Source organism: Spiroplasma endosymbiont of Sarcophaga carnaria (genome assembly GCF_964019595.1).
Taxonomy (GTDB): Bacteria; Bacillota_I; Bacilli_A; order Mycoplasmatales; family Mycoplasmataceae; genus Spiroplasma; species Spiroplasma poulsonii.
The window spans coordinates 1,650,271-1,671,169 of record NZ_OZ026456.1 but is presented as its reverse complement, the minus strand read 5'-3'; the positions used below and the strand labels follow the sequence as shown (position 1 = coordinate 1,671,169).

The 20,899-nt window shown below is 23.9% G+C and carries 21 protein-coding genes and 3 pseudogenes; 11 read left to right on the top strand and 13 right to left on the bottom strand.

All coding sequences use genetic code 4. From position 1 onward, the window contains the following. Nucleotides 1-39: 39 nt before the first annotated feature. The 4 genes from AACK91_RS09590 to AACK91_RS09575 all read left to right on the top strand — a co-directional run bounded on the left by AACK91_RS09590 (nucleotide 40) and on the right by AACK91_RS09575 (nucleotide 3,763). Nucleotides 40-588 carry a hypothetical protein gene (locus tag AACK91_RS09590; protein ID WP_338966220.1) on the top strand — a complete coding sequence of 183 codons (549 nt, stop codon included), beginning with the start codon at nucleotides 40-42 and terminating at the stop codon, nucleotides 586-588. A 75-nt stretch (nucleotides 589-663) separates the two neighbouring features. Further along, nucleotides 664-1,320, top strand: coding sequence for a hypothetical protein (locus AACK91_RS09585; protein WP_338966217.1), 657 nt, complete (start codon nucleotides 664-666; stop codon nucleotides 1,318-1,320). Nucleotides 1,321-1,323: 3 nt separating this feature from the next. Next, nucleotides 1,324-2,253: a hypothetical protein gene (locus AACK91_RS09580; protein WP_338966215.1), complete on the top strand. Its 930-nt coding sequence runs from the start codon at nucleotides 1,324-1,326 to the stop codon at nucleotides 2,251-2,253. Between the two features lie 79 nt (nucleotides 2,254-2,332). After that, nucleotides 2,333-3,763 carry a hypothetical protein gene (locus tag AACK91_RS09575; RefSeq protein ID WP_338966213.1) on the top strand — a complete coding sequence of 477 codons (1,431 nt, stop codon included), beginning with the start codon at nucleotides 2,333-2,335 and terminating at the stop codon, nucleotides 3,761-3,763. A 132-nt stretch (nucleotides 3,764-3,895) separates the two neighbouring features. Here AACK91_RS09575 and AACK91_RS09570 read toward each other — a convergent pair. Beyond that, nucleotides 3,896-4,867: pseudogene (locus AACK91_RS09570) on the bottom strand (IS30 family transposase). Between the two features lie 119 nt (nucleotides 4,868-4,986). Between AACK91_RS09570 and AACK91_RS09565 the strand changes: the two are divergent. Then, complete coding sequence (locus AACK91_RS09565; protein WP_338964334.1) at nucleotides 4,987-5,181, top strand: lipoprotein; 195 nt, start codon at nucleotides 4,987-4,989, stop codon at nucleotides 5,179-5,181. A 256-nt stretch (nucleotides 5,182-5,437) separates the two neighbouring features. Here the strand turns inward: AACK91_RS09565 and AACK91_RS09560 are convergent, their stop codons facing one another. From AACK91_RS09560 to AACK91_RS09515, 10 genes and pseudogenes are all read right to left on the bottom strand, one after another. After that, nucleotides 5,438-7,516, bottom strand: a complete 2,079-nt coding sequence (locus tag AACK91_RS09560; protein WP_422397298.1) for a spiroplasma phage ORF1-like family protein — start codon at nucleotides 7,514-7,516, stop codon at nucleotides 5,438-5,440. A gap of 40 nt (nucleotides 7,517-7,556) precedes the next feature. Next, nucleotides 7,557-7,895, bottom strand: coding sequence for a hypothetical protein (locus AACK91_RS09555; RefSeq protein WP_338964619.1), 339 nt, complete (start codon nucleotides 7,893-7,895; stop codon nucleotides 7,557-7,559). A 50-nt stretch (nucleotides 7,896-7,945) separates the two neighbouring features. Next, nucleotides 7,946-8,206, bottom strand: a pseudogene (locus tag AACK91_RS09550) (hypothetical protein); the annotation flags it as partial. Beyond that, on the bottom strand, nucleotides 8,199-9,212 hold the full coding sequence (locus tag AACK91_RS09545) for a hypothetical protein (RefSeq protein WP_338966210.1): 1,014 nt from the start codon (nucleotides 9,210-9,212) through the stop codon (nucleotides 8,199-8,201). The pseudogene AACK91_RS09550 and the gene AACK91_RS09545, both read right to left, overlap by 8 nt. After that, entirely contained in the window at nucleotides 9,212-9,415 is a 204-nt protein-coding gene (locus tag AACK91_RS09540; protein ID WP_338964616.1) for a DUF2649 family protein, read from the bottom strand. Before AACK91_RS09540 ends, AACK91_RS09545 begins: the two co-directional genes overlap by 1 nt. A gap of 151 nt (nucleotides 9,416-9,566) precedes the next feature. Beyond that, nucleotides 9,567-10,001: pseudogene (locus tag AACK91_RS09535) on the bottom strand (DUF3627 domain-containing protein). Between the two features lie 322 nt (nucleotides 10,002-10,323). After that, the gene (locus AACK91_RS09530) at nucleotides 10,324-11,286 is read right to left on the bottom strand and encodes an IS1/IS1595 family N-terminal zinc-binding domain-containing protein (protein ID WP_338963247.1); all 963 of its coding nucleotides are present in this window, start codon (nucleotides 11,284-11,286) and stop codon (nucleotides 10,324-10,326) included. Between the two features lie 188 nt (nucleotides 11,287-11,474). After that, complete coding sequence (locus AACK91_RS09525; protein WP_338963247.1) at nucleotides 11,475-12,437, bottom strand: IS1/IS1595 family N-terminal zinc-binding domain-containing protein; 963 nt, start codon at nucleotides 12,435-12,437, stop codon at nucleotides 11,475-11,477. 410 nt (nucleotides 12,438-12,847) lie between these two features. Next, complete coding sequence (locus tag AACK91_RS09520) at nucleotides 12,848-13,099, bottom strand: hypothetical protein (protein ID WP_338966207.1); 252 nt, start codon at nucleotides 13,097-13,099, stop codon at nucleotides 12,848-12,850. Continuing rightward, on the bottom strand, nucleotides 13,099-13,248 hold the full coding sequence (locus tag AACK91_RS09515) for a hypothetical protein (protein ID WP_004027793.1): 150 nt from the start codon (nucleotides 13,246-13,248) through the stop codon (nucleotides 13,099-13,101). The genes AACK91_RS09520 and AACK91_RS09515 overlap by 1 nt, the downstream gene beginning before the upstream one ends. A gap of 270 nt (nucleotides 13,249-13,518) precedes the next feature. Between AACK91_RS09515 and AACK91_RS09510 the strand changes: the two genes are divergently transcribed. Then, nucleotides 13,519-14,331, top strand: a complete 813-nt coding sequence (locus AACK91_RS09510; RefSeq protein WP_338966204.1) for a hypothetical protein — start codon at nucleotides 13,519-13,521, stop codon at nucleotides 14,329-14,331. Nucleotides 14,332-14,376: 45 nt separating this feature from the next. Here AACK91_RS09510 and AACK91_RS09505 read toward each other — a convergent pair whose 3' ends face one another. Further along, on the bottom strand, nucleotides 14,377-14,877 hold the full coding sequence (locus AACK91_RS09505; protein ID WP_338966202.1) for a lipoprotein: 501 nt from the start codon (nucleotides 14,875-14,877) through the stop codon (nucleotides 14,377-14,379). A 19-nt stretch (nucleotides 14,878-14,896) separates the two neighbouring features. Continuing rightward, complete coding sequence (locus AACK91_RS09500; protein ID WP_338966200.1) at nucleotides 14,897-15,949, bottom strand: hypothetical protein; 1,053 nt, start codon at nucleotides 15,947-15,949, stop codon at nucleotides 14,897-14,899. A 499-nt stretch (nucleotides 15,950-16,448) separates the two neighbouring features. Here AACK91_RS09500 and AACK91_RS09495 point away from each other — a divergent pair, with 499 nt between their 5' ends. The 5 genes from AACK91_RS09495 to AACK91_RS09475 all read left to right on the top strand — a co-directional run bounded on the left by AACK91_RS09495 (nucleotide 16,449) and on the right by AACK91_RS09475 (nucleotide 20,861). Continuing rightward, a complete protein-coding gene (locus AACK91_RS09495; protein WP_338966197.1) occupies nucleotides 16,449-16,910 on the top strand; it encodes a hypothetical protein in 462 nt (153 codons plus the stop codon). 15 nt (nucleotides 16,911-16,925) lie between these two features. Continuing rightward, nucleotides 16,926-18,293, top strand: a complete 1,368-nt coding sequence (locus AACK91_RS09490) for a hypothetical protein (RefSeq protein WP_338966195.1) — start codon at nucleotides 16,926-16,928, stop codon at nucleotides 18,291-18,293. Nucleotides 18,294-18,299: 6 nt separating this feature from the next. Continuing rightward, nucleotides 18,300-19,238, top strand: a complete 939-nt coding sequence (locus tag AACK91_RS09485) for a hypothetical protein (protein ID WP_338966192.1) — start codon at nucleotides 18,300-18,302, stop codon at nucleotides 19,236-19,238. Next, complete coding sequence (locus AACK91_RS09480) at nucleotides 19,228-19,824, top strand: hypothetical protein (protein ID WP_338966189.1); 597 nt, start codon at nucleotides 19,228-19,230, stop codon at nucleotides 19,822-19,824. The genes AACK91_RS09485 and AACK91_RS09480 overlap by 11 nt, the downstream gene beginning before the upstream one ends. Before the next feature lie 410 nt (nucleotides 19,825-20,234). Then, on the top strand, nucleotides 20,235-20,861 hold the full coding sequence (locus tag AACK91_RS09475; protein ID WP_338966186.1) for a hypothetical protein: 627 nt from the start codon (nucleotides 20,235-20,237) through the stop codon (nucleotides 20,859-20,861). Nucleotides 20,862-20,899 lie beyond the last annotated feature (38 nt).

Here is a 20,899-nt window from a genome sequence, read left to right as displayed (position 1 = left end):
TGAACTATTAATTTAGCCAATATTATTGCTAGTCATCAAATGAGATTAGTTAATGGTAAAGATATTTTATTTAAGTCTCATCGTAAAGACATTTTAGAAAAATTAAATTGATGATATGAAACTTATAAAATAAAAGAAAAATTAGATAAAAATGAATTAACAGCAAGTTTAATGGGTAAAACTATCTTTGGTTTATTAGAGACTAATGACGGCAATATTGATTTATGAATTAACCCTTTTAACTTTACATCTCGTGTAAGTAAAATAAACGAAATTGAACAAGGTGCTGATATTTGATTAAATTATCATCAATCAGATAGTGGTTTTATTTTAAATTTAATTTGTACCAAAGATAAAATAGTTATAAAAGGTTGACCTAAAAATAATGAAGTAGTTGTTGGACAAAGTAAAACACAAATTAAAGATGATGTTAAACCTATTTTAGTACAAGAATTTAAAAACAAATTAGGTATTGTCCCTTTTTGAGAAATGATTAATGAACCCAACCCTTTATTTTTATCTACATCAACTACATTAAACCCATGGCCTACAATGGCAAATTGTTATAAATTACAATTTGATTTATAAGATAGTTTTAATATTAAATCAAAAGAAAGATGAGCAAATCGTACTCATTGATATGGGGTATTAGATGATGATTTAATGACTGCTTATAACAAAGGCAATAAAAAAGTATTACAAGACGCTTTTGATGATATTTTTATTCAATCAGGTCAATCAGCAGTAGATGGTCAATTATCCCAATCTTTACAAGTAGTACAAGGTACACCAACCTTAGAAACATATACCGAAGACCAAAAAGCTATTATTGAACAAGTATACTTAGCATGTCATTTTTCTAGTCCTTTTGGTGATAAATCAGATAATGACCAAAATAAAACACAGTCATTATTAACTAAAACAAAAGACTTAGAAAAACAAGCATATTTACAAGCATATCGTAAGCAATACTATACTAAAATGTTTGATACTGTTTTAAAATATTATGGTTTATGAGATGGTGTTGGTGAACGAGAATATGGTTTTGATTTTATTAGTGCAAGTTTGGTTGATCAAATTCGACAAAATGAATTAATTACTGCTAGATTAGATAATGGCACAATGGAACCAATAAGAGCAATTACTGAATATGAAAATATTGATGAATTAGAAGCAACCAAATATTTTGAAAAAGTAGAAGCATGACAATATAAAATGCAAGCAAAAGAAATAGAACATAATAATAAATTACTAGAATATGATGAAACTGGTAATAATCAAAATGCCGTACAAGGTAGAACAGAAATTAAGGAGAATTAAAAAATGAGTAGAATTAACTCAGGGGTTATCGAAGAATTACGAAGACAAGCCCATGATACTTTAATAGATATCAGAGAAAACATAAAAGACAATCGTCATTGAATGGTCTTTCCGTTTAATGTTTATAGTTCATATATTCCTGATACAGAAACGGGATGAAAACCAAATAATGCTAAACCCAGTGATTATGGTAGTTATTCACGAATATTTGATAATATGGAAAGTACTATTGCGCAATGACAAGATAGTTTAAAAATAGTCCAAAAATATAAAGGTGAAGAAATTAATATTTTAACAATTGATGATTTTAATAAACAACCAGTTAATTCAACAATATGAGCAAATAATGAAACACCTTTTGCTATAAAATTAAAAGATGAAAATAATAATATTTATTGAAAATTAATTGATGGTGAAAATATTTATGATATTAATAGAATGCTGGCATACTTAAATCAATATAAATTAAGTTATTTTATTAATAATGATAATAAAGCCGATAATTTTTATACAAAAGAAGTTAAGGTTGGTAAATATTGAGATGCTTATATGATTGATGATAGAAGTTCAATTCAATTTGGTGAGGCTAAATTTGAACAAGTATTTACTCAACAATCAACTGAAAGACAATATACTTTATTAATTTTAGATGAAGATGTAAATAAATTAAATATTAATGATTATTATAATTTTTATACTGTATTTAATGATCGTGGTTTAAATATTGGTGGTGGTGATATTAATTCTGCACCACAAGATAGACAATGATTATATCCATCAAATGTTATTAATTATTATTCACCTTATGATGGTAGTTTTTTATGACAAGAAATTACCTTTTCAAGTATTAATGACAAAATTAGTAATAGTGGTTTATCAGTAAGACAATTTATTCAGACCAGCGGCCCCGGGCGAGGGTTATTGTTTTCCTAAAATAACTTATAATGAAAAAACAAATACATCCACTATTGAATTAGATGAAGTTTTATTAAAAGACCCAGGTGTTAGAGCAATGGCAGTTAAATTTTATGGTAATCCTATCTTTTTTAATATGCCTGTTATTGGCCGACCAATTATTAAATGTCAATTTAATAAAAAAGTAATGAATTCACGAGATCTATTAATGTATAATATGTATCCTGCTCCACCTGATAAAATAAATACTTATGCATCACCCGAAGTAAGTTGATATAACATTCAAGGTATTCAACCAACTATGATAACTGGTTATGAAGATTGAAAGCAAGATATGGAAAGTAGATACGACTTTTGAAATCAAAAAAATAGTGAGGGAATTGTTATAACTGATAAAGCAAGTTCAACAGCAACTAATCCTACGGTTGGCACAACTATTAAGGAAGAAGATAATAATTCTGAATTTTATTGGTCTAAAACTTGAATGATTACACCACCAGATAAAGTAAAAGTAAATAGTGGTAGTGTTGATAATATTATTAGTACACAAGCATCATCTTATTTTATAAGAAAAGATGAATTTGGTAATACAGTTGGACAAGTTCAATTTGAATATAATAAAATGGGGTCTTGTAATGTTTGAGATATTTTAAATATGAATAATTTTATTAATCGCCAAATAACAGTACTACCTTTAAACTATACACAAAAATTAGTATTTAATCCTTTTACTATTCCAGGTGGAGTTGGTAAATTCTTAAACTTTATTTCGTTTGGTATTCCATGAGGATGAGTTATTAACCAAGATAAAAAAACTTGACCTAATTTTCAATTTCTTAATGGTTTTATGAGTTCTAATGTTTATAGTTTTTATAATGATGCTTTTTGGTCTGAAAACTCAAAAGGTAAAGGTTATTTACCCTTTGAAATATTTAGACAACAAGGTAATGATAAAGTTGGTGCTATTTTTGGTGCTAATGCTACTAGTTTAGGTTTTACAACTTTATTAACTGATAAATGCAAAGGTACTGTTTTAACTAAGGATGGTAAACCAACCGAAGAATTAATTTATTCAACTTATAATTTAAAACAATTAAATCCTAAAACTAAACGAGTTTATTTAATTAATGAACAAACCAAAGCAGTAGATGCGCAAATACCAGTTAGTGATAGTGAAAAAGATACTGATTGCGAATTCTTACAAACACCAGATGGAACAAATTGTAGTTATATTATTGATATGTTTTCAATTCAAGCATTATATAAAGGTAATTTTGAAATTATCTTTTATGCTGATAACCCATATACAAATAATGAAGAAGATTATTTACGCTTATCAGTATGGAGTTTTCGTGGTAAAACAAAAAGTACATTAAATAATTATTTACGCGATATGACAACTAATTATAAAACTAGTTTATTACTCCCACATGATTATGAAATACCAACATTTAATTACCCACAATATGTTCTTCCACCAGTACCATATAAGGAATTATGTAAAATGAAGTGCAACAAATCTTATTAGTCAAATAATACAATAAAAATCATAAAAAATCAATTATAAATTTTTAAAAATCAAAATATTTATAGTTTTTATTTTATTTTAAGGAAAATTAAGCACACTAAAAAATAATTTATTAAATTACTTAAAATAAACCTATTTAAAATTATCTGAAAATACCTCTTTTGCTGTTTTTCAATTAAGAACAGGCCTTAATTTATCATTTATAACATTAACTACTCAATTTATTTTTTGTTGACTAACATTATTAAAATCAGTTCCCTTAGGAAATCATTGTCTAAGTTCAGAATTCATATATTCAATTAATGGTTTTTGTTGTGGTTTACCAGGGTCACAAAAATAAACTTGTGTTTCAGCAAATATTTCTAATTCTCTTCATTTACTAAATTCTTTTCCTCTATCAGTTATTATTCCTTTAATTTTCCCAAATAAATTATTACTTATAACAATATCTTTAAACTTTTCCACAACTTCATTAGCAGTATGATTTTTTAATTTCATAACAAAATAACTTTTACTATTTTGTTCAACTAAAACCAAATTACTAGATTGATGCTCTTTTCCAACTATGGTATCCATTTCAAATCAACCAACATCAGTCTCTTTATTCTCAATATCTCATATTGATTTAAAATTAATTAATTTACCACGATTATCAAATTTTCCTTTTGTTTTATATTTTTTACCACGATGACGTAAATTCTGTTTTAAAAAAACATAAAAACCCAAACGAATTCATTTATACAATGTTTTAACACAAACAGGAAATTTAATACCAAACTTTAGAAAATAACGATGAATAAGTTGTGATGGAGAATCACAATAAACATTAAATCTTATATTAATAAAATTTAATTGTTCTTATGTAAACTTATATCTTTTATTATTCTTTTTTCTTTTCTCATAATACATTTTATCTGACTTATAAGCACTATATTCATCAATAGTTTTAAAACGCTTAATTTCTCGCAAAATAGTACTACGATTTCTGTTCAAACATTTAGCAATTTGTGAAATATTTATTTCACCATTCTTTTTTAAAAATAATTTTGATAATAATAATTTTTCCAATTTAACCTTATCGATAAAACTTAAATGACTATACATAACATTTATATACCTTTCATTAATTTATAAATTTAATATTAAAATTATTTAATACATTATTGATATATGATAAAATCAATTATAGCATTCAAGTAATTTTAATAAAGGAGAAGTAAAATATGAAAAAGTTACTAAGTATTTTAGGAGTAATCGGATTAACAGCAACAAGTACAACAACATTAATTAGTTGTGAAAAACCAAATAATAATGAAAACGGGGGGGTAATAAACCTACACCATAACCACAACAACTACCAGAAAATAGCAAATGAACTAATATTCCTAGAACACAGGCGCCTAATAAAGAATTTTTAACTGCTACTAATAAATGATATTTTTATATAAATAAATATGAAAATAATTATATAACGACAAAATTTTATTTTGATAATAATTTTATTAATAATCAAAACACTTGATGACAACACTTAAAAAATGATTCAGATTTTATTTGAAACTATAATTTAGTATATCGTTGAAATAAAAACAATGAACCACAAATACCAGAAATTAATAAAGACACAGGACTAATAATTGATTGAAAAGAATAAAAGGACTAACAAGTCCTTTTTTAAATTAATCGAACAAACTTCATAAAGATAATTAATAGGAATATATTTGTTATTGTATTATATAATGCTGGACTAAATTTTCATACCTCAAATGTTTGACTAAAAAAACTATATATTGTTTGAAATATTTTACCAACACCGCTTGCTAATTCGTTTACTTGTTTAACACCGGGAATATTATTTACAATTCAAATTGCAGCATTTTTTATATGACACGCTAAATTATATCAACTACAACTTTCATATTGGGCTTGTCATCATTGTCCATCAGGAAACAACCCGCCATTATTTATTTCTTGTCAGTTATAAATTCCAAAATTAAAATCATAATAACGGTACATATCATTTTCTTTTTGGGCTTGTAATTCAAAAACATTATAACCGATTTTTTGTTCTTCAATTTTTTTGTATTTTAAACCGTATTTATCTTTTAAAGCACCTTCAAAAATATAACCTTCATTTTGATTAATATTATAATTATTTGCAACTGAAAAATCATAATTAAATACATTACCATAATTAGTATTATAAAAACGATTTTTAAATGCTGAATACAATTTAATGTCTAATTGATTGTATTTATCAGAAAAATAAAAATAACGAGGATAAATTTTAAAACCATTATTTGCTAATAAACCATATTTTTTATTATATCCTTGTACATAAGTATCATTTTCTAAATCAAAAATGGTACGTAAATAATCTTTATAAAAATTTTGGGAAACCGTAAACATACTATTTAATAGTTTTTCAAATTGATTTTTATTAGTATTAGTTTCATCAATTAAAACATCTCTAAAATTAATCAATTTTAAACCAAAAAAATTAATTAAAACAGTATCATACTGTAAATTATCAATATAACCACTTTCAATAAAATTACTGCGATTTTGAAATACAGGTACCAAAGCATGGGTAAAAAAGGCTTTTAAAAATTTATTAATATCAATTTGACCTTTCATCTGTTCAAAAACCATTTTACCAATATTAGGAGAATTACCTTGATAATAATTATAAGTTTCAGCACTAAAATTAAAAGTATCTTCTTTTTCTTTTATGAAAGAAAATAAAAAACCTAAATCATCAGTATACCAATAACTATTTGCATTATTACCATCCCAATATTGTTTAAAATGTGTTAATTCTAAACTACCAGCAATAATATTTTTATTTTCATCAATTGTTAAAATCATCCGATAAATTGATTTTCTAGTTAAAATAACATCAGGTTTTCAATCTAATTTTTCCATATTATTAATAATTTCAAAATCAAAAATTATTCTTTCACTACCCAAATTTGGGTCATCATAGTTTGGATTACCACCTTGCTGAATTCGGATATTTTCTTGTACAATAACATCAATATATTTAAGCAAAAAAGAACGAACATTTTGATAATATTCAGTATATAATTTTAATTTGCCATCATTATCAACAACTGGTAATTCTGGTTCACCGTTTCCATCTCAACGATATACTAAATTATAGTTTCAAATAAAATCTGAATCATTTTTTAAGTGTTGTCATCAAGTGTTTTGATTTTTAATAAAATTATTATCAAAATAAAATTTTGTAAGCAAATATTGACCATTTCTTTTTTCTCCATAAAAATATCATTTATTAGTAGCAGTTAAAAATTCTTTATTAGGTGCCTGTGTTCTAGGAATTTGTATTCAAAACTCATTAATCATTTTAACTAATTGTAAATTATCAATACCTCTTTCTAATTTATTAATAACTTCCACAGTATTAAAATACTTAGCAAAAGAATAAGAAAAATTAGTTAATTCTTTTAAAAATTGTTTTTTATCAACATAATAGAATTTATCAATATTATATTGTTTAGCATAAGTATCTCAATTTTTATATAAATCCATAAACTCATCACTAGGCTTATCAAATGAAATTCCCGTTGAATAACTATCCTTTAAAAAGTCTAAATATCATTTATCATTATAAGTTAATGTTTGTGATGTTTTTAGAGTTGGATTAATAAAGTAATTTGTTTCAGACCAGTTTTCAAAAAAACTACTGCGTAAAAACATTGTATTAATAAAATCAGTTTCATTCATTCCCATTGTTTGTTAATTAACAGTATAATTCTGCTGATTTAAGTGTTTAAATGCTGTTAAAGTAATAAATGGAATAATTAAACCTAAAATACCTAAAATAGATATGGCAAATAAAGATAATGATTTTTTCATATTTATAATTCAACCCCCAACTATACAATGTTTTTGAAACAATAAACCCAACAATATATAAACTTGATATTGTTAACATTAATGGATGACTAAACAAAATTGCCATTTTACCAAACAAAGAAAGTAAAAAAGTATCTGAGTTATATAAATCCATAATGATATTTTTTGCTGATGTTAATTGATTTATAATCACCGTAATAAAACTAGTACCAAAAATAGCAATTGCAGCAACTAATAAAACTAATCTAATCATTAATCTGTTTCCTTTCACCGACCATTTTTATTAGCCTTATGTGCTTTTTTAACACCACGTACTGTTGAAGCATACAATTTTGATGTATTGTTTTTAACAGTTGAACCTAATTCATTATATTGTGTTCTTGTTCCGTGGATAGCATAAATTGATAACTTAACAACCATAAAAAAGATAATAAAATAAGCAATAGTTGTATTTGTCATTGGTAATTTAGTATTTCAAATTACATCAAAAATAAACAAAAATACATCAAAAATCAAACTAAAAATCTTATCTCAATTATTACTTTCTGATAATAAATTAATCATCTTTATCACTTCCTTTTTCTTTTTTAGGTTTTAAATTTTTTTTCAAAATATCAATATCAAACAATGCTAAACGCTCTTTAACACTTAATTTAGTAATTTCTGACCAATAATATTCTTTATAATTAACTATTTCATCATTTTTTAAATCACGAACAAACTTTAATCATTTACTATCATATTTCTGTGCAAATTCTAATGGAATAATTATTTTAAAAAACCGAATTCCTAACCCAACATCCGACTTATGTTTTGCTCGTTTACCTTCGGCTGTTCGTTCTACTGATTTTGTTTTTCAAATTTCATAATCTGTAATATCTTGAAAAATACCAATTCGCATAATAAAGAAAAGATTAAAAAAATTAAATCCTTTTTTAGCAATAGGTTTTTTCAATGAAATTGGAATAATAATACCACTTGCTAATTGTCGAATATTATTTCAAATCATACCCTCACGCTGAGCAGTAAATAAAGCACGATTACCAAAATGTCTTGCTAATACAATTCACGGAATTTTACCACTACGAACTTTTTTCTCATCGTGGGGACTAGTTCCATCAATATATAAATAACTTTCATCAAATAAAATAACACTATCATCTGGGGGAACTGGTTTTGTTCTATCTGTAAAATCTAAATTTTTAAATGTTAAAACTTTAACTTTATCATCTTCTAACGGATAATTACTATAAATCTTATCTGTTAATAGTTTCATAGTTTGTGATAAATAAGTTAAAAGTAAAGTTTTTCCCGTCCCTAACTTACCAATAATTACTGATAACGGATTATCTCAAACAAAATTAACTAAACGAAAAGCACTCAACTGATAAAATATGTTTTTTCAAACTCATCAGACAAAATAAACACATTGCAAAGCAAACAATAATCAAAATACTAAACCGGTATAATTTAATGAAATTATTCAAAGTAATAAATCAATTAAACTAAACAAAATCATTGAACCACCAATATAACAATAATTTTTTAAGAAAAATATAAATTTTTTCATTACTTAAAATACCCAACTATTTTAAAAACCATTCACAATAAAAACCACGTTAAAAATAAAATCACAATTCAAATACCAATCATAAGAGTTAAATATTCATTTTGATTTAAATTTCAAGTTGTAATAATTTCAACATTCGTTTTATCTATAAACAAAAATACATAAATAAAAAACTCTTTTAATTTTTCTCAATCATTTTGCATATTTAAAAACTCCACATTTTCTGAATAAGTTTAAAAAACATCCCCAAAAATAAAACGATAAATAATACAAATGATATGACATATAAAAATTCATGAGCATTTGAACCAATAATATAACTAACAAATTGAACTCAATAATCATATAAACCCATTAATTTAAGTCCTTCAAGTCATTAATTAATTTATCTACTTTTTCATCACTTCAATTTGTTAAATTATTGTTAGTTGTTTTTACTTTTTGAGGTTCACCAGGAAATATTGCTTTTTTCATTTGTGTAAAATAATTTTATTTGTATTGATTATACAAATTGATTAGTTCTGCTCCAGTTAAATATTTTCACACATGACGTTTTAAATTTTCATCATATTTTACAATAGGATAAGAATTATCATAAATCAAACAGATTGCTACTTGTTCTGAGTGTTTTTCACTCAGATAAATAAATTTATTACTCAACCAAAAACCAATATGACGATTATGATTAGGTAAATTTATAAAAATTGCTTTTTCTGTTTCAAAAACTATCAACTCTTTACGAATAAAATAATTTTCTATATTTTGATTTTTCTTAACAAAATTACTCAATTTTATCAACTCCTAACTAAATATTTATTTAATAAACAATGTTATATTTAATGTTTATATATTGTTTACTTATTGATAAAAACACTGATTATTAACAATGTTATACATAATGCTATATATTGTTTATTTAATGTTTAATAAACAATGTTATTAACAATGTTAAATATATAAAATAATAAAAATTGACACACTGAAAAATACTATTTAATTTTTAATAATAGTCTTTAATTTTGTCGAAAACTCTTGATGAAATAAAAAAAATCATCAATATGACAATTTGAAAACTAATTTTGTGTAAGATTATGATTTTGCTTTAAATTTTTTAAACGTTAAAATATAATACCGTTGATTGTTGGTTTGGTGTTAAACCTTTGTGTTGGTATTTTCATTTTCAGAGCTTTAAATAATTTTGAATATTAGTGAAACCCAAACCATGATAATGAATTAAGGCTTCTTTAAGACTGGATTGTAATTTACTAATCTTATTTAACTTTTGATAACTAGTATCAGGGTTTGTACTAGTTTTGGTGGAATATAGAGTAGAATTTGTTTGTTTTGCTACTAATAAATATAGTGGTTGCATATCAGAAATAATTATTGATTTTTCTTTAATTAGTTGCTTATTCATATTTTCAATAATCCATTGTTTTTGTAATCTTTTGGTATTGGTGGATTGAACAAAAATATTATTATTGCTATCAACCGCCATTTGAATACAGCATTTGGTATCAGTTGAAAATGGATCGAGATGAGTTTTTCGTTTATCAAATTTATCTTTAAAATTGCCTTTATGAATTTCTTTAATAAATGTTTCATCCATTTGGATTTGACCATTTAATTTTTTAAATTTTAACTGTGTATTTTCTAATTGTTTTGATTGCATTAATTTTTGTCGATTATATCAAGCGGTTTTTGGGGTTGTTTTAATAAAACGAGAAATTATTTTACTAGATTGTCCTAACAATGAAATTTGAATTAATAAATTTCACTGTTCATAATTTAAATGACTTCAATAAGTAAAATGATGACGAAATGCATCAAAACTAGCACGACATTTTTTACATAAATATTTTTGTTTTCCTTCGGAATTATGACCATTTTTAACACAATGAAAAGATTTGCAATTAGGACATATAATGCCTTTATCTCTAAATTTTTGATCAATTTCATTTAAACGTTTTTGTTTTTTAATTAAGTCTGCTTGTTGTTTTATTTTTTCATAAAATTCTAAAAATTGATCATCTGTTAAGCTATTTATTAATTCTGTAATTATTTTTTTCATCATTTATTTACCTCTATATATTAAAAATATACCTAATTTTAGGTATATTTTATAAATATCAAGAGTTTTCGACAAAATTAAAGATAATAGTCTTTAATTTTGTCGAAAACTCTTGATGAAATAAAAAAAATCATCAATATGACAATTTGAAAACTAATTTTGTGTAAGATTATGATTTTGCTTTAAATTTTTTAAACGTTAAAATATAATACCGTTGATTGTTGGTTTGGTGTTAAACCTTTGTGTTGGTATTTTCATTTTCAGAGCTTTAAATAATTTTGAATATTAGTGAAACCCAAACCATGATAATGAATTAAGGCTTCTTTAAGACTGGATTGTAATTTACTAATCTTATTTAACTTTTGATAACTAGTATCAGGGTTTGTACTAGTTTTGGTGGAATATAGAGTAGAATTTGTTTGTTTTGCTACTAATAAATATAGTGGTTGCATATCAGAAATAATTATTGATTTTTCTTTAATTAGTTGCTTATTCATATTTTCAATAATCCATTGTTTTTGTAATCTTTTGGTATTGGTGGATTGAACAAAAATATTATTATTGCTATCAACTGCCATTTGAATACAGCATTTGGTATCAGTTGAAAATGGATCGAGATGAGTTTTTCGTTTATCAAATTTATCTTTAAAATTGCCTTTATGAATTTCTTTAATAAATGTTTCATCCATTTGGATTTGACCATTTAATTTTTTAAATTTTAACTGTGTATTTTCTAATTGTTTTGATTGCATTAATTTTTGTCGATTATATCAAGCGGTTTTTGGGGTTGTTTTAATAAAACGAGAAATTATTTTACTAGATTGTCCTAACAATGAAATTTGAATTAATAAATTTCACTGTTCATAATTTAAATGACTTCAATAAGTAAAATGATGACGAAATGCATCAAAACTAGCACGACATTTTTTACATAAATATTTTTGTTTTCCTTCGGAATTATGACCATTTTTAACACAATGAAAAGATTTGCAATTAGGACATATAATGCCTTTATCTCTAAATTTTTGATCAATTTCATTTAAACGTTTTTGTTTTTTAATTAAGTCTGCTTGTTGTTTTATTTTTTCATAAAATTCTAAAAATTGATCATCTGTTAAGCTATTTATTAATTCTGTAATTATTTTTTTCATCATTTATTTACCTCTATATATTAAAAATATACCTAATTTTAGGTATATTTTATAAATATCAAGAGTTTTCGACAAAATTAAAGATAATAGTTATTAAAATATAAAATTAATCATTTATAATTAAATTGATATTTTTGCACTACACACTGCCTACAAATTTTAAAAAGAAAGTAGATATATTTATAAAGAATATTATAAAAATTTATATTCCAAAACTACTATTAATATGACCCTTAATAAAAATATTCTTATTTTTATTAAATCCTACTTTAAAACAATTATTTCATTACTAATAATTTCAATAATAACTTATAGACAGTGTGTAATACAAAAATAAACAACAAAATTATTTAATCAACTCACATAAAAGCTAGTGTGCCATAGCTAAGATATATGATCAGTAATAATAAATATTAAAATACTTTAACCATAACACGGAAAAAGTTTAAAATCTTAATGATAACAAAAATACCAAATGGAATTAAAATAATTCACGCATCACCTAAAAAGGTCATTAATTGTGGTAATACAGCATAAATTGCTTCTTTAACTTTCATCATTGCTTGCCCTAAACCACTTCAAATAGAACCAATTCCATCTGAAATAGTAGGTTTATCACCAACTGCTAAAAAATTAATTGCTGTTGTTAAATACATACCTAACATTATTTTTTATCCTCCTTATTTTCAATTTCTTTTTTATCTTTTTTCTTTCCTCGAATTTGGCGAATTTTTTGATAAATTGATAAACCAATTCACGCAAAAATACCTAATATAATAACAACACTAAAAATTGTCGTTAATCAAACTGGCATAACTTATTCCTCCTAAAAATCTAATTTTCGCGGCACGCTTCGCGTGTTCGCTACGCTCAAAATAAACTATATTGAATAAATTACCGCTAATAAATTACGCGGATAATTTATTCATCTTCTTTTTCATTATTAATTACAATATTATTTACCGTATTAATAACATTATCTTTTCCATACTTAGTTACTAAGGACCGTAAAATAAAATAATGTTTTCTTTCCATTAAAAAATCAACTCCTTTCTGAGTTGATTTGTTGCACTTCACCTACACGATGCCTAACTATGAACCTTATACCAAAGATATCTGAGATGCTAATACAGCACAGCCATTAATAACTAAAATTACAGCACCAGCACAATGTAAGAATAAAAATAATGATACTATTAATTTATTTGATGATAAATTTAATTATGCTTATTATGAAATAGAAATTGATTTAAGACAAGTTGATCCAACAATTCAAAGTATTGATAAATTTATTAGTTCATATAAAACTATTGAAATAAGTAATCTTAATAATTTACAAGTTGAATGTGTACCACCAGAAATAGAAAAATTTATTTCAAAAAGATATTTTAATATAATATTTGGTGATAGAGATTGTAGGGGCGGGTACATTTCTTTAGCAAGAGATTTAAAATTACAACAAAAAGGTCTATTACAACAAGATAATGTTAATTTCCCAAATACTTTTACAATAGACACAAAAGAAATAACTAATGATATTAAAACGATTGCTACTTTTAAAACTAATGGTTTAATAAGCAGAGATTATTTTAGTCTTTATAATTATTTACAACAAAATTTTCTTAAATTATTAGTGCAAATAACAAAATTATCTGATAATGATAGCAATAAAATTACAGAATTATATTTACAGGTATATTATACTAATGAATTAAAATTAAAAATTAGATTTTCAAAAGTAGTATTAGGTAAATTTATTTTAGGTTTAGGAAATTACAAAATTTTTAATTATTTTGGTAATGATGAAGCTTTAGTAATAGATATTAACAATGAAAATGTATTTGGTATTAAAAATAATAGTAATAACCCTGTTAAAATAACAATTAAACCAAGATAAAATAAAAAGAGATTTAATATGATAATGTCAATTAAATTTCTTTTTCTATTCACCATTAACTTTTATATTACCTTTATTATCAATAATTAAATTAGGTTCTTGTGTAGTTAAATTTCAACGATAAACTGCTTTAAAATAATCATCATTTTTATTTCATTTTTGGCTTAAACCTATTTTTCCTTGTTTTTTGAATATATATAATTCTTTTTCTTTATTTATACAGATAATAAAATTATTATAATCTTCTATTAAACCTTTATTTTCTTTATGTTTAAATTTGACAATTTTTCAATCATCATTTTTATCACCACGTCATAATACATAATATCATTTATTATCAACCTCATTAAATGGTTTTTCTTGTGGTGCTATTCATTCTAAGTTGTTTTTAATAGTTTCATCTTTTGTATTTATTTTGTTTTTCTCTTTAAGTTCTTTTAATTCTTCGGGTGTATATTGATCATGTATTTTATTACAAGCAACTAAACTTGTTGTACTTGTTCCTATTAAAGTGATTGTTCCTATAAGACTTAATATTTTTTTCATTTGATTATTTCCTCTTTTATTATCAATTAAGTGATTCTACTGAAACAGTATAGTTAACATTTACATTATTAGTATAAACATTTTCATCAGCGGAAGTGATTTTTGCACTACTGTTAGTAATATTCTCAACGTTGATTTTTGTAATATCTAAGTCGGTATACATTTCTTTTAGTTTATTTTTAATTTGTTCTTTTGTTGGATTAGATAAATTTTCAGTTTTAAATTCACCTAAATTATTATTTTTAATAATTTTATTTAAATTAATATTAGATATAAATTTAACTATAACTTCACCACTTAAAATATCTTGTCTTTTATAACTTATTTTTGCATTTGTTGTTGTTATATCTCTAACTTCAAAATCATTTATATTATTTTCTAAATCTTTATTTAATTCTTTTATTTTATTTTTAATTTCTTGTTCTGTTGGTTTATCAACACCATTAATTCTAATTAATCCTAATTCAGTGTTTTTAAAAACTGATTTTACTGGCCGAGAATAATTAACATCTATTTCACCAGTATAAATGCTTGTATCGGTTGATTTAATTGTGGACCTATTTATAGAAAAACCTTTAAGATCAACTTTTGAAATATCTAATTGTGGATTAAAATGTTTTAATAAGTCTTTAACTATTTGTATTTCATTATAGCCATATTTTGTAAAATCTATTTCTCCCAAATTAGTATTTGTAATAACTTTGTTTAAAGGTATAGATTTATTAACTGTAAAATTAATTGTTTTTTTACCACTAAAACCAGTTATAGTGATTTCTGCACTATTTTCACTAATATTTATAACATTAATACTATTAATATTTACTTGGGGATTTAATTCATTTATTTTTTCTTTGATTTGTTGTTCTGTTGGCTTATCAGCTCCATTAGTTTTAAATATATGTTTAGTTTGATTATTTTGTGTATTTCTTTTATTTTTGGTCATATTTAAACCTGTTCAATTTAATTCAGATAAATCTTTAATATTATTATAATAAGGACAATCAGCAATTGTTGTTGATACAGCAGTTCCGCTAATTGTTAATACACTTAATAAACTTTGTAATGTTTTCATACTTGTATTTCTCCTTTTCTTAATCTTGAAGCCTTTTATCAAGATCTAATTGAATTATATATATATATATATATATAAGCAAGCAAAATATTATGAATTATTTTAAAAATTTATCTTGAAAAATAGCTCTTATGACGCGTTTTAAGGGATAAATTAGCAATGAAATATATTAAGTTTATTAAAAAAAAAATATATATATATTAATATTTATATTATATTAAATATTATTAAAATATAGATAAATGACTTTATAAATGATATAATTTATATGTAAGTCCTAAGTAATTACGGTTTCGAGTATCCGGATGACCTAATCGCATTGTAAATGCGGGTAACCTTAGGTATTTTTTTATTTTATTTGTTTAGTATTTTTATACATAAAGTATTGTATTTATAAACTATTGGTATATAATTAAATTACGTTTTAATCTTTTTCCATAAAAAAGAGTTTATGCTGACTTGTTAATCGAACAAGAATAAAAAAAGAGGAGTTTATAAAATGGCACTTACAAAAGAACAATTAATCGAACAAGGTTTAAGTGAAGAGATTGCTGAAAATATCTTAAATCAGTTTAATAATGAAGCAAAGCAAATCAGAGAAAGTGTGCAAAAACGCGAAGATGTTATATCAAAAAAAGACTTTATTAAATTATCTAATGAATTAGATGAATTAAAAGCATTTAAAAATGTTCCATCGACTAAAATTGAAGATATTAAAACTAATTTAAATAAAGTTAGTGGTAGTTCTTTAAGTGAAAAAATACAAACTTTAAAAGAATTAAAACCTGATTTGTTTGTTGAAGAACAACCATCAGTTTCACCAACTAATTTTATTAAAGAAATGATTGAAAATTCGGTTGAAAATAAAAATAATGAAATTGAAATTATTAAAGAAAAAGGAGCATATACTCCAGAAGAAATTAAAAAATTAACTGATTATACACTTAAAAACCTTAGATAATAGGGGGGTGAAATTATGGCAACAATTAATTTGCCACAAGTACCTTTTACATTACAAGGTAACACAACAGGTCAAAAAGCCTATGTTGATATGGTTAATGCTTTATTGCGTGGACCTTTATATAATGAATATGCAAGTATTATGCAGTATGCTACTGCAACCGCAGAACAAGTTGCTTGATTACCTAATGCAGGACAAGCACTATATAATTTAACTCATCGTGTGGTATGACAAGATGATTATTCATTACCAAATGGTGGAACAACTCAAACAATGGGATTAACAAGAATTCCAGTTCCGATTGATAAGAGATTTAATTTAAAATTAATGAGTGAGGCTTTTGACTTAGCATTAATAGAAAAAAATATTAAAAATGGTGTTATTGCTGATGCTATTTCTAGTGTTGTACAAAATAAATTTGTTAATTTAGAATGTGAATTAATTCAGGCTATTTATGATTATTGTTTAGCAGGTGGTCAATATGAAGTAATTCCATTTCGTAGTTATACAGCAGAAAATGCTGATGATGCAAATAAGGCATTCTTTACATTAAATGAAACTTTGATTGAATTAACTAATCAAATTAGTAATTTATATTTTGGATTACCAACAGATAAAATGTTTATGGTTTTAGGTCGTAGAGCCTATTTAGGATTAACACCTGCGTATTTAAAAGTAATTGGTTCACAAGCCCAATTAAAAGCAATGGTTAATGGTGAATTATATGAAAATACTGCAACGGGTATTCCTGTATCTAAAAGTTTTCATTTAGAAAAAACATATACAAAAGGACAAGTTAATCGTGATAAAGGTTATAATTTTACTAATGTAAATGGTTTAATTATTAATAAACAAGTATGAGCATATCCAATTAATATGGATGATGCTATTCAACAAGTTTTAGATAATGATACTGCTAACCATAAATGAATTGGTAAAGTACAATATGCAACACCAACTATTTTATATCCAAAAACATGTAAAATTATTTTAGAAAAAGCACCTACACAAGCAGAAATTAATACTGCTAAAAGTAATCTTAATAAAACATTTAGAGTTTCTGTTGATTATGTAATTCCATCATCAAATAAAATTGATATTAGTGGGATTAATAAATTAGATAAACCAACTATTCATGTTGACGATCCAACTCAAACAACAGCCGAACAATTAAAACCACAATTTAAAGCTGTCGTTTTAAAAGCAGTTAAAGCCATAGATAGTTCTTTAACTGAGAATGATTATGATTACTTTATTGAAGCTAAGGGTGAAGATTGACCAATTAATATTACAAATGATAAAACTGTTGAAGTTCAAATTGAGGGTAAAAACAATGCTACTGGTCAAACAAATCCAATTGAGGTAGTAATTAAAAATTCTTAATAAACAATGAACTTACTAATTTTACGAGTTTTAACTTTATTAGTATCTAATTTAGAAAATAAACCTTTAATAAGTAAATTTGTAAATTTAATTAATAGAGTTAATCAAGTTCAAAATAAAGTATTAAAACCAATTAATTATATTACTGATAAATATAATAAAATTACAAGTAAAGTTGAAGATATTTATCAGTGATTAAATCCATTTACTTATTTATATTTAATTAAAAAAGGTCATAAAAAAGAAATACAACAAATATTAAGTCAATTAGAAAAAGATAATAATATTAAAAATAGAGAACAATTTAAAAATGAAAATTATCTAAATACTAATTGACAACCTTTAAATAGTAGTTGACTTGATAGTGGTATGTTTAATATTACAAATAAGTTAACTTTAACAGGTAATTTAACTATTTTAATATATACAAAAAAAGCAAAACATCCGAAGTTTTATGGACCTCATGTTTATCCTAGTGTTCCAGTTGAAATATGAAAATTATTAAGTAATGCTGTATCTAATGCAGGGACTTTATTTTGGCGTTATTGATTAAGAAAATGATTACCTAGTCATTTAAGAAATTATATTAAAAAACAATTACCACAAGCATTAAAAGAAAAATATCCCAAAGGAACTACTAAATTAACATTACCAACAGTTCAAAAATTACAACAAATTAAAAAGTTTATTAATAATTTAAAGATTGGACATTTTAATTTTAATTTTGCTGGTGAAATTAATAATAAAAAATGATATCGTGAACGCCGAAGTGATGTTAAAAATATTAAGAATTTATATAAAACACCAGTTAAAAATATGTTTTACAAAGCTAATCAAACTATTAAAGCAATTAATAAAACCAAAAGAAAGGTTAATAGTTATAAACAAAATAATTTAAAAAATAAATATCGTAATCAATTAAGGGGTGTTTTATATGGAAAATAATTTAAGTAATTTGTTATTTATAACAGTTGAAGATGTTAAAGAAAGTAAACTTTGACAACCTATTAATGATCGTAAACAATCTGCTTATAATGATAATTTAATTTATAATGCTATTTTAAAAACTAGTTTATGAATGGATAGATTATCAGGTGGAACAATTTCAGATAAAATTAATAAAAAAGATTTGTTTCCTTGAGTAAAAAAAGATAATACTGGTTTAATTGAATATGATAAATGATTAAGTTATATTCAATCTGCTTGTTTATTAGCAGTTATAAATTGATATTTACCAAAAGGAGTTAATGATTTAACTGGTAGTGCTTCATTTTCACAAGGTGTTGTAGCATATTCACAAACTAATGACCCCGAAGCAAATGAAAATATTACTCGTGATGTAAAAAATGCTTTAAAATTAGCAGGTGAAATTATTGATATTATATCTAGTAAAACAGTATCTAGACCTTATAATTATAGTTTAGATAATTATGCTCATCCATGAGAAGAAGAATATAAGCATATTAGTAAAAAAACTTTTTATCCAACATTATTATTTTGATTAAAAGAACGATTACAAACTGATAATTAAATAAATATTATTTATTCTTCTACTATTAATGACTTTTCTAAAATTGATTATAACGAATATATTAAACTTATTGTTCCGTTTGATAATGAAACGATTTATTATGAAAATAATGTCTGAAAAGCAAAACAAGGTGGTGAAATTCCATCAGATGTTATTAAAGATAGTGATTTAGATAAAAATTATATTGATAAGCAAAATAATAAATATATTGTCAAAACTTCACAATATATTTATTCTTAAACAAGATAAATTAGCAAGTGTAATATCATATGGAAATAATCCAAGTGGTTGAATTACCATTCAATTATTTTCCAACGGTGAGTTTAAATTATCATCAATATCAAATAGTGTTAAAATTAAAGGATTGTATATTGAAAGAAAAAAAGTAATTTAGAAAGGATTTTTAATTAATGAAACAAGATAAAACAACTTGATTAAAGGGTGCCTTACCTTGAAATTGATTTAAAAAAGACCCTATTCCGAATTATAATTGAACTCATAAAGATATTAGAGAATGAGAAAGAAAATATAAAATTCGTAGTTGAGTAGTTAGTTTTTATACATTGATATTTTTAGCATTAAATTTTTGATTAGAATATGGCATGATCAATGCAATAAAAGATAATATTAATTGATATAATTATGGTCAATATTGAGGTAATGGCATTGCTATTTTATTAACACCTTTATTTACACACGGAATTCAGGGTATATTTGTTGCTAGTAGTAAACCCAAAGTAGATATGAAAATTGATATTCCACGATTAAAAGTTTCTAAACTGGGATTAGTATTTACAATATTACCTTTAATTACTTTAATAATTTCTTTAATTATCATTTGAATTGATAAATCAAAATGAAAAAAAGACCATTTAAGACATTGCTTAGATTGTCGAATTAATTCTCGTGTTGTTCAACCAAGAATAGCAAGACAATGAAATAATTTGGATGGTATAACAGAAGAAATATTTAAAAATATGCAAGATGAATATACTAAAAAACAAGAAGAAAATAACAAAGAATTAAATTTAAAATAAACTATATATAGGGGCGGTTGATATTTTTGGGTGGTTAT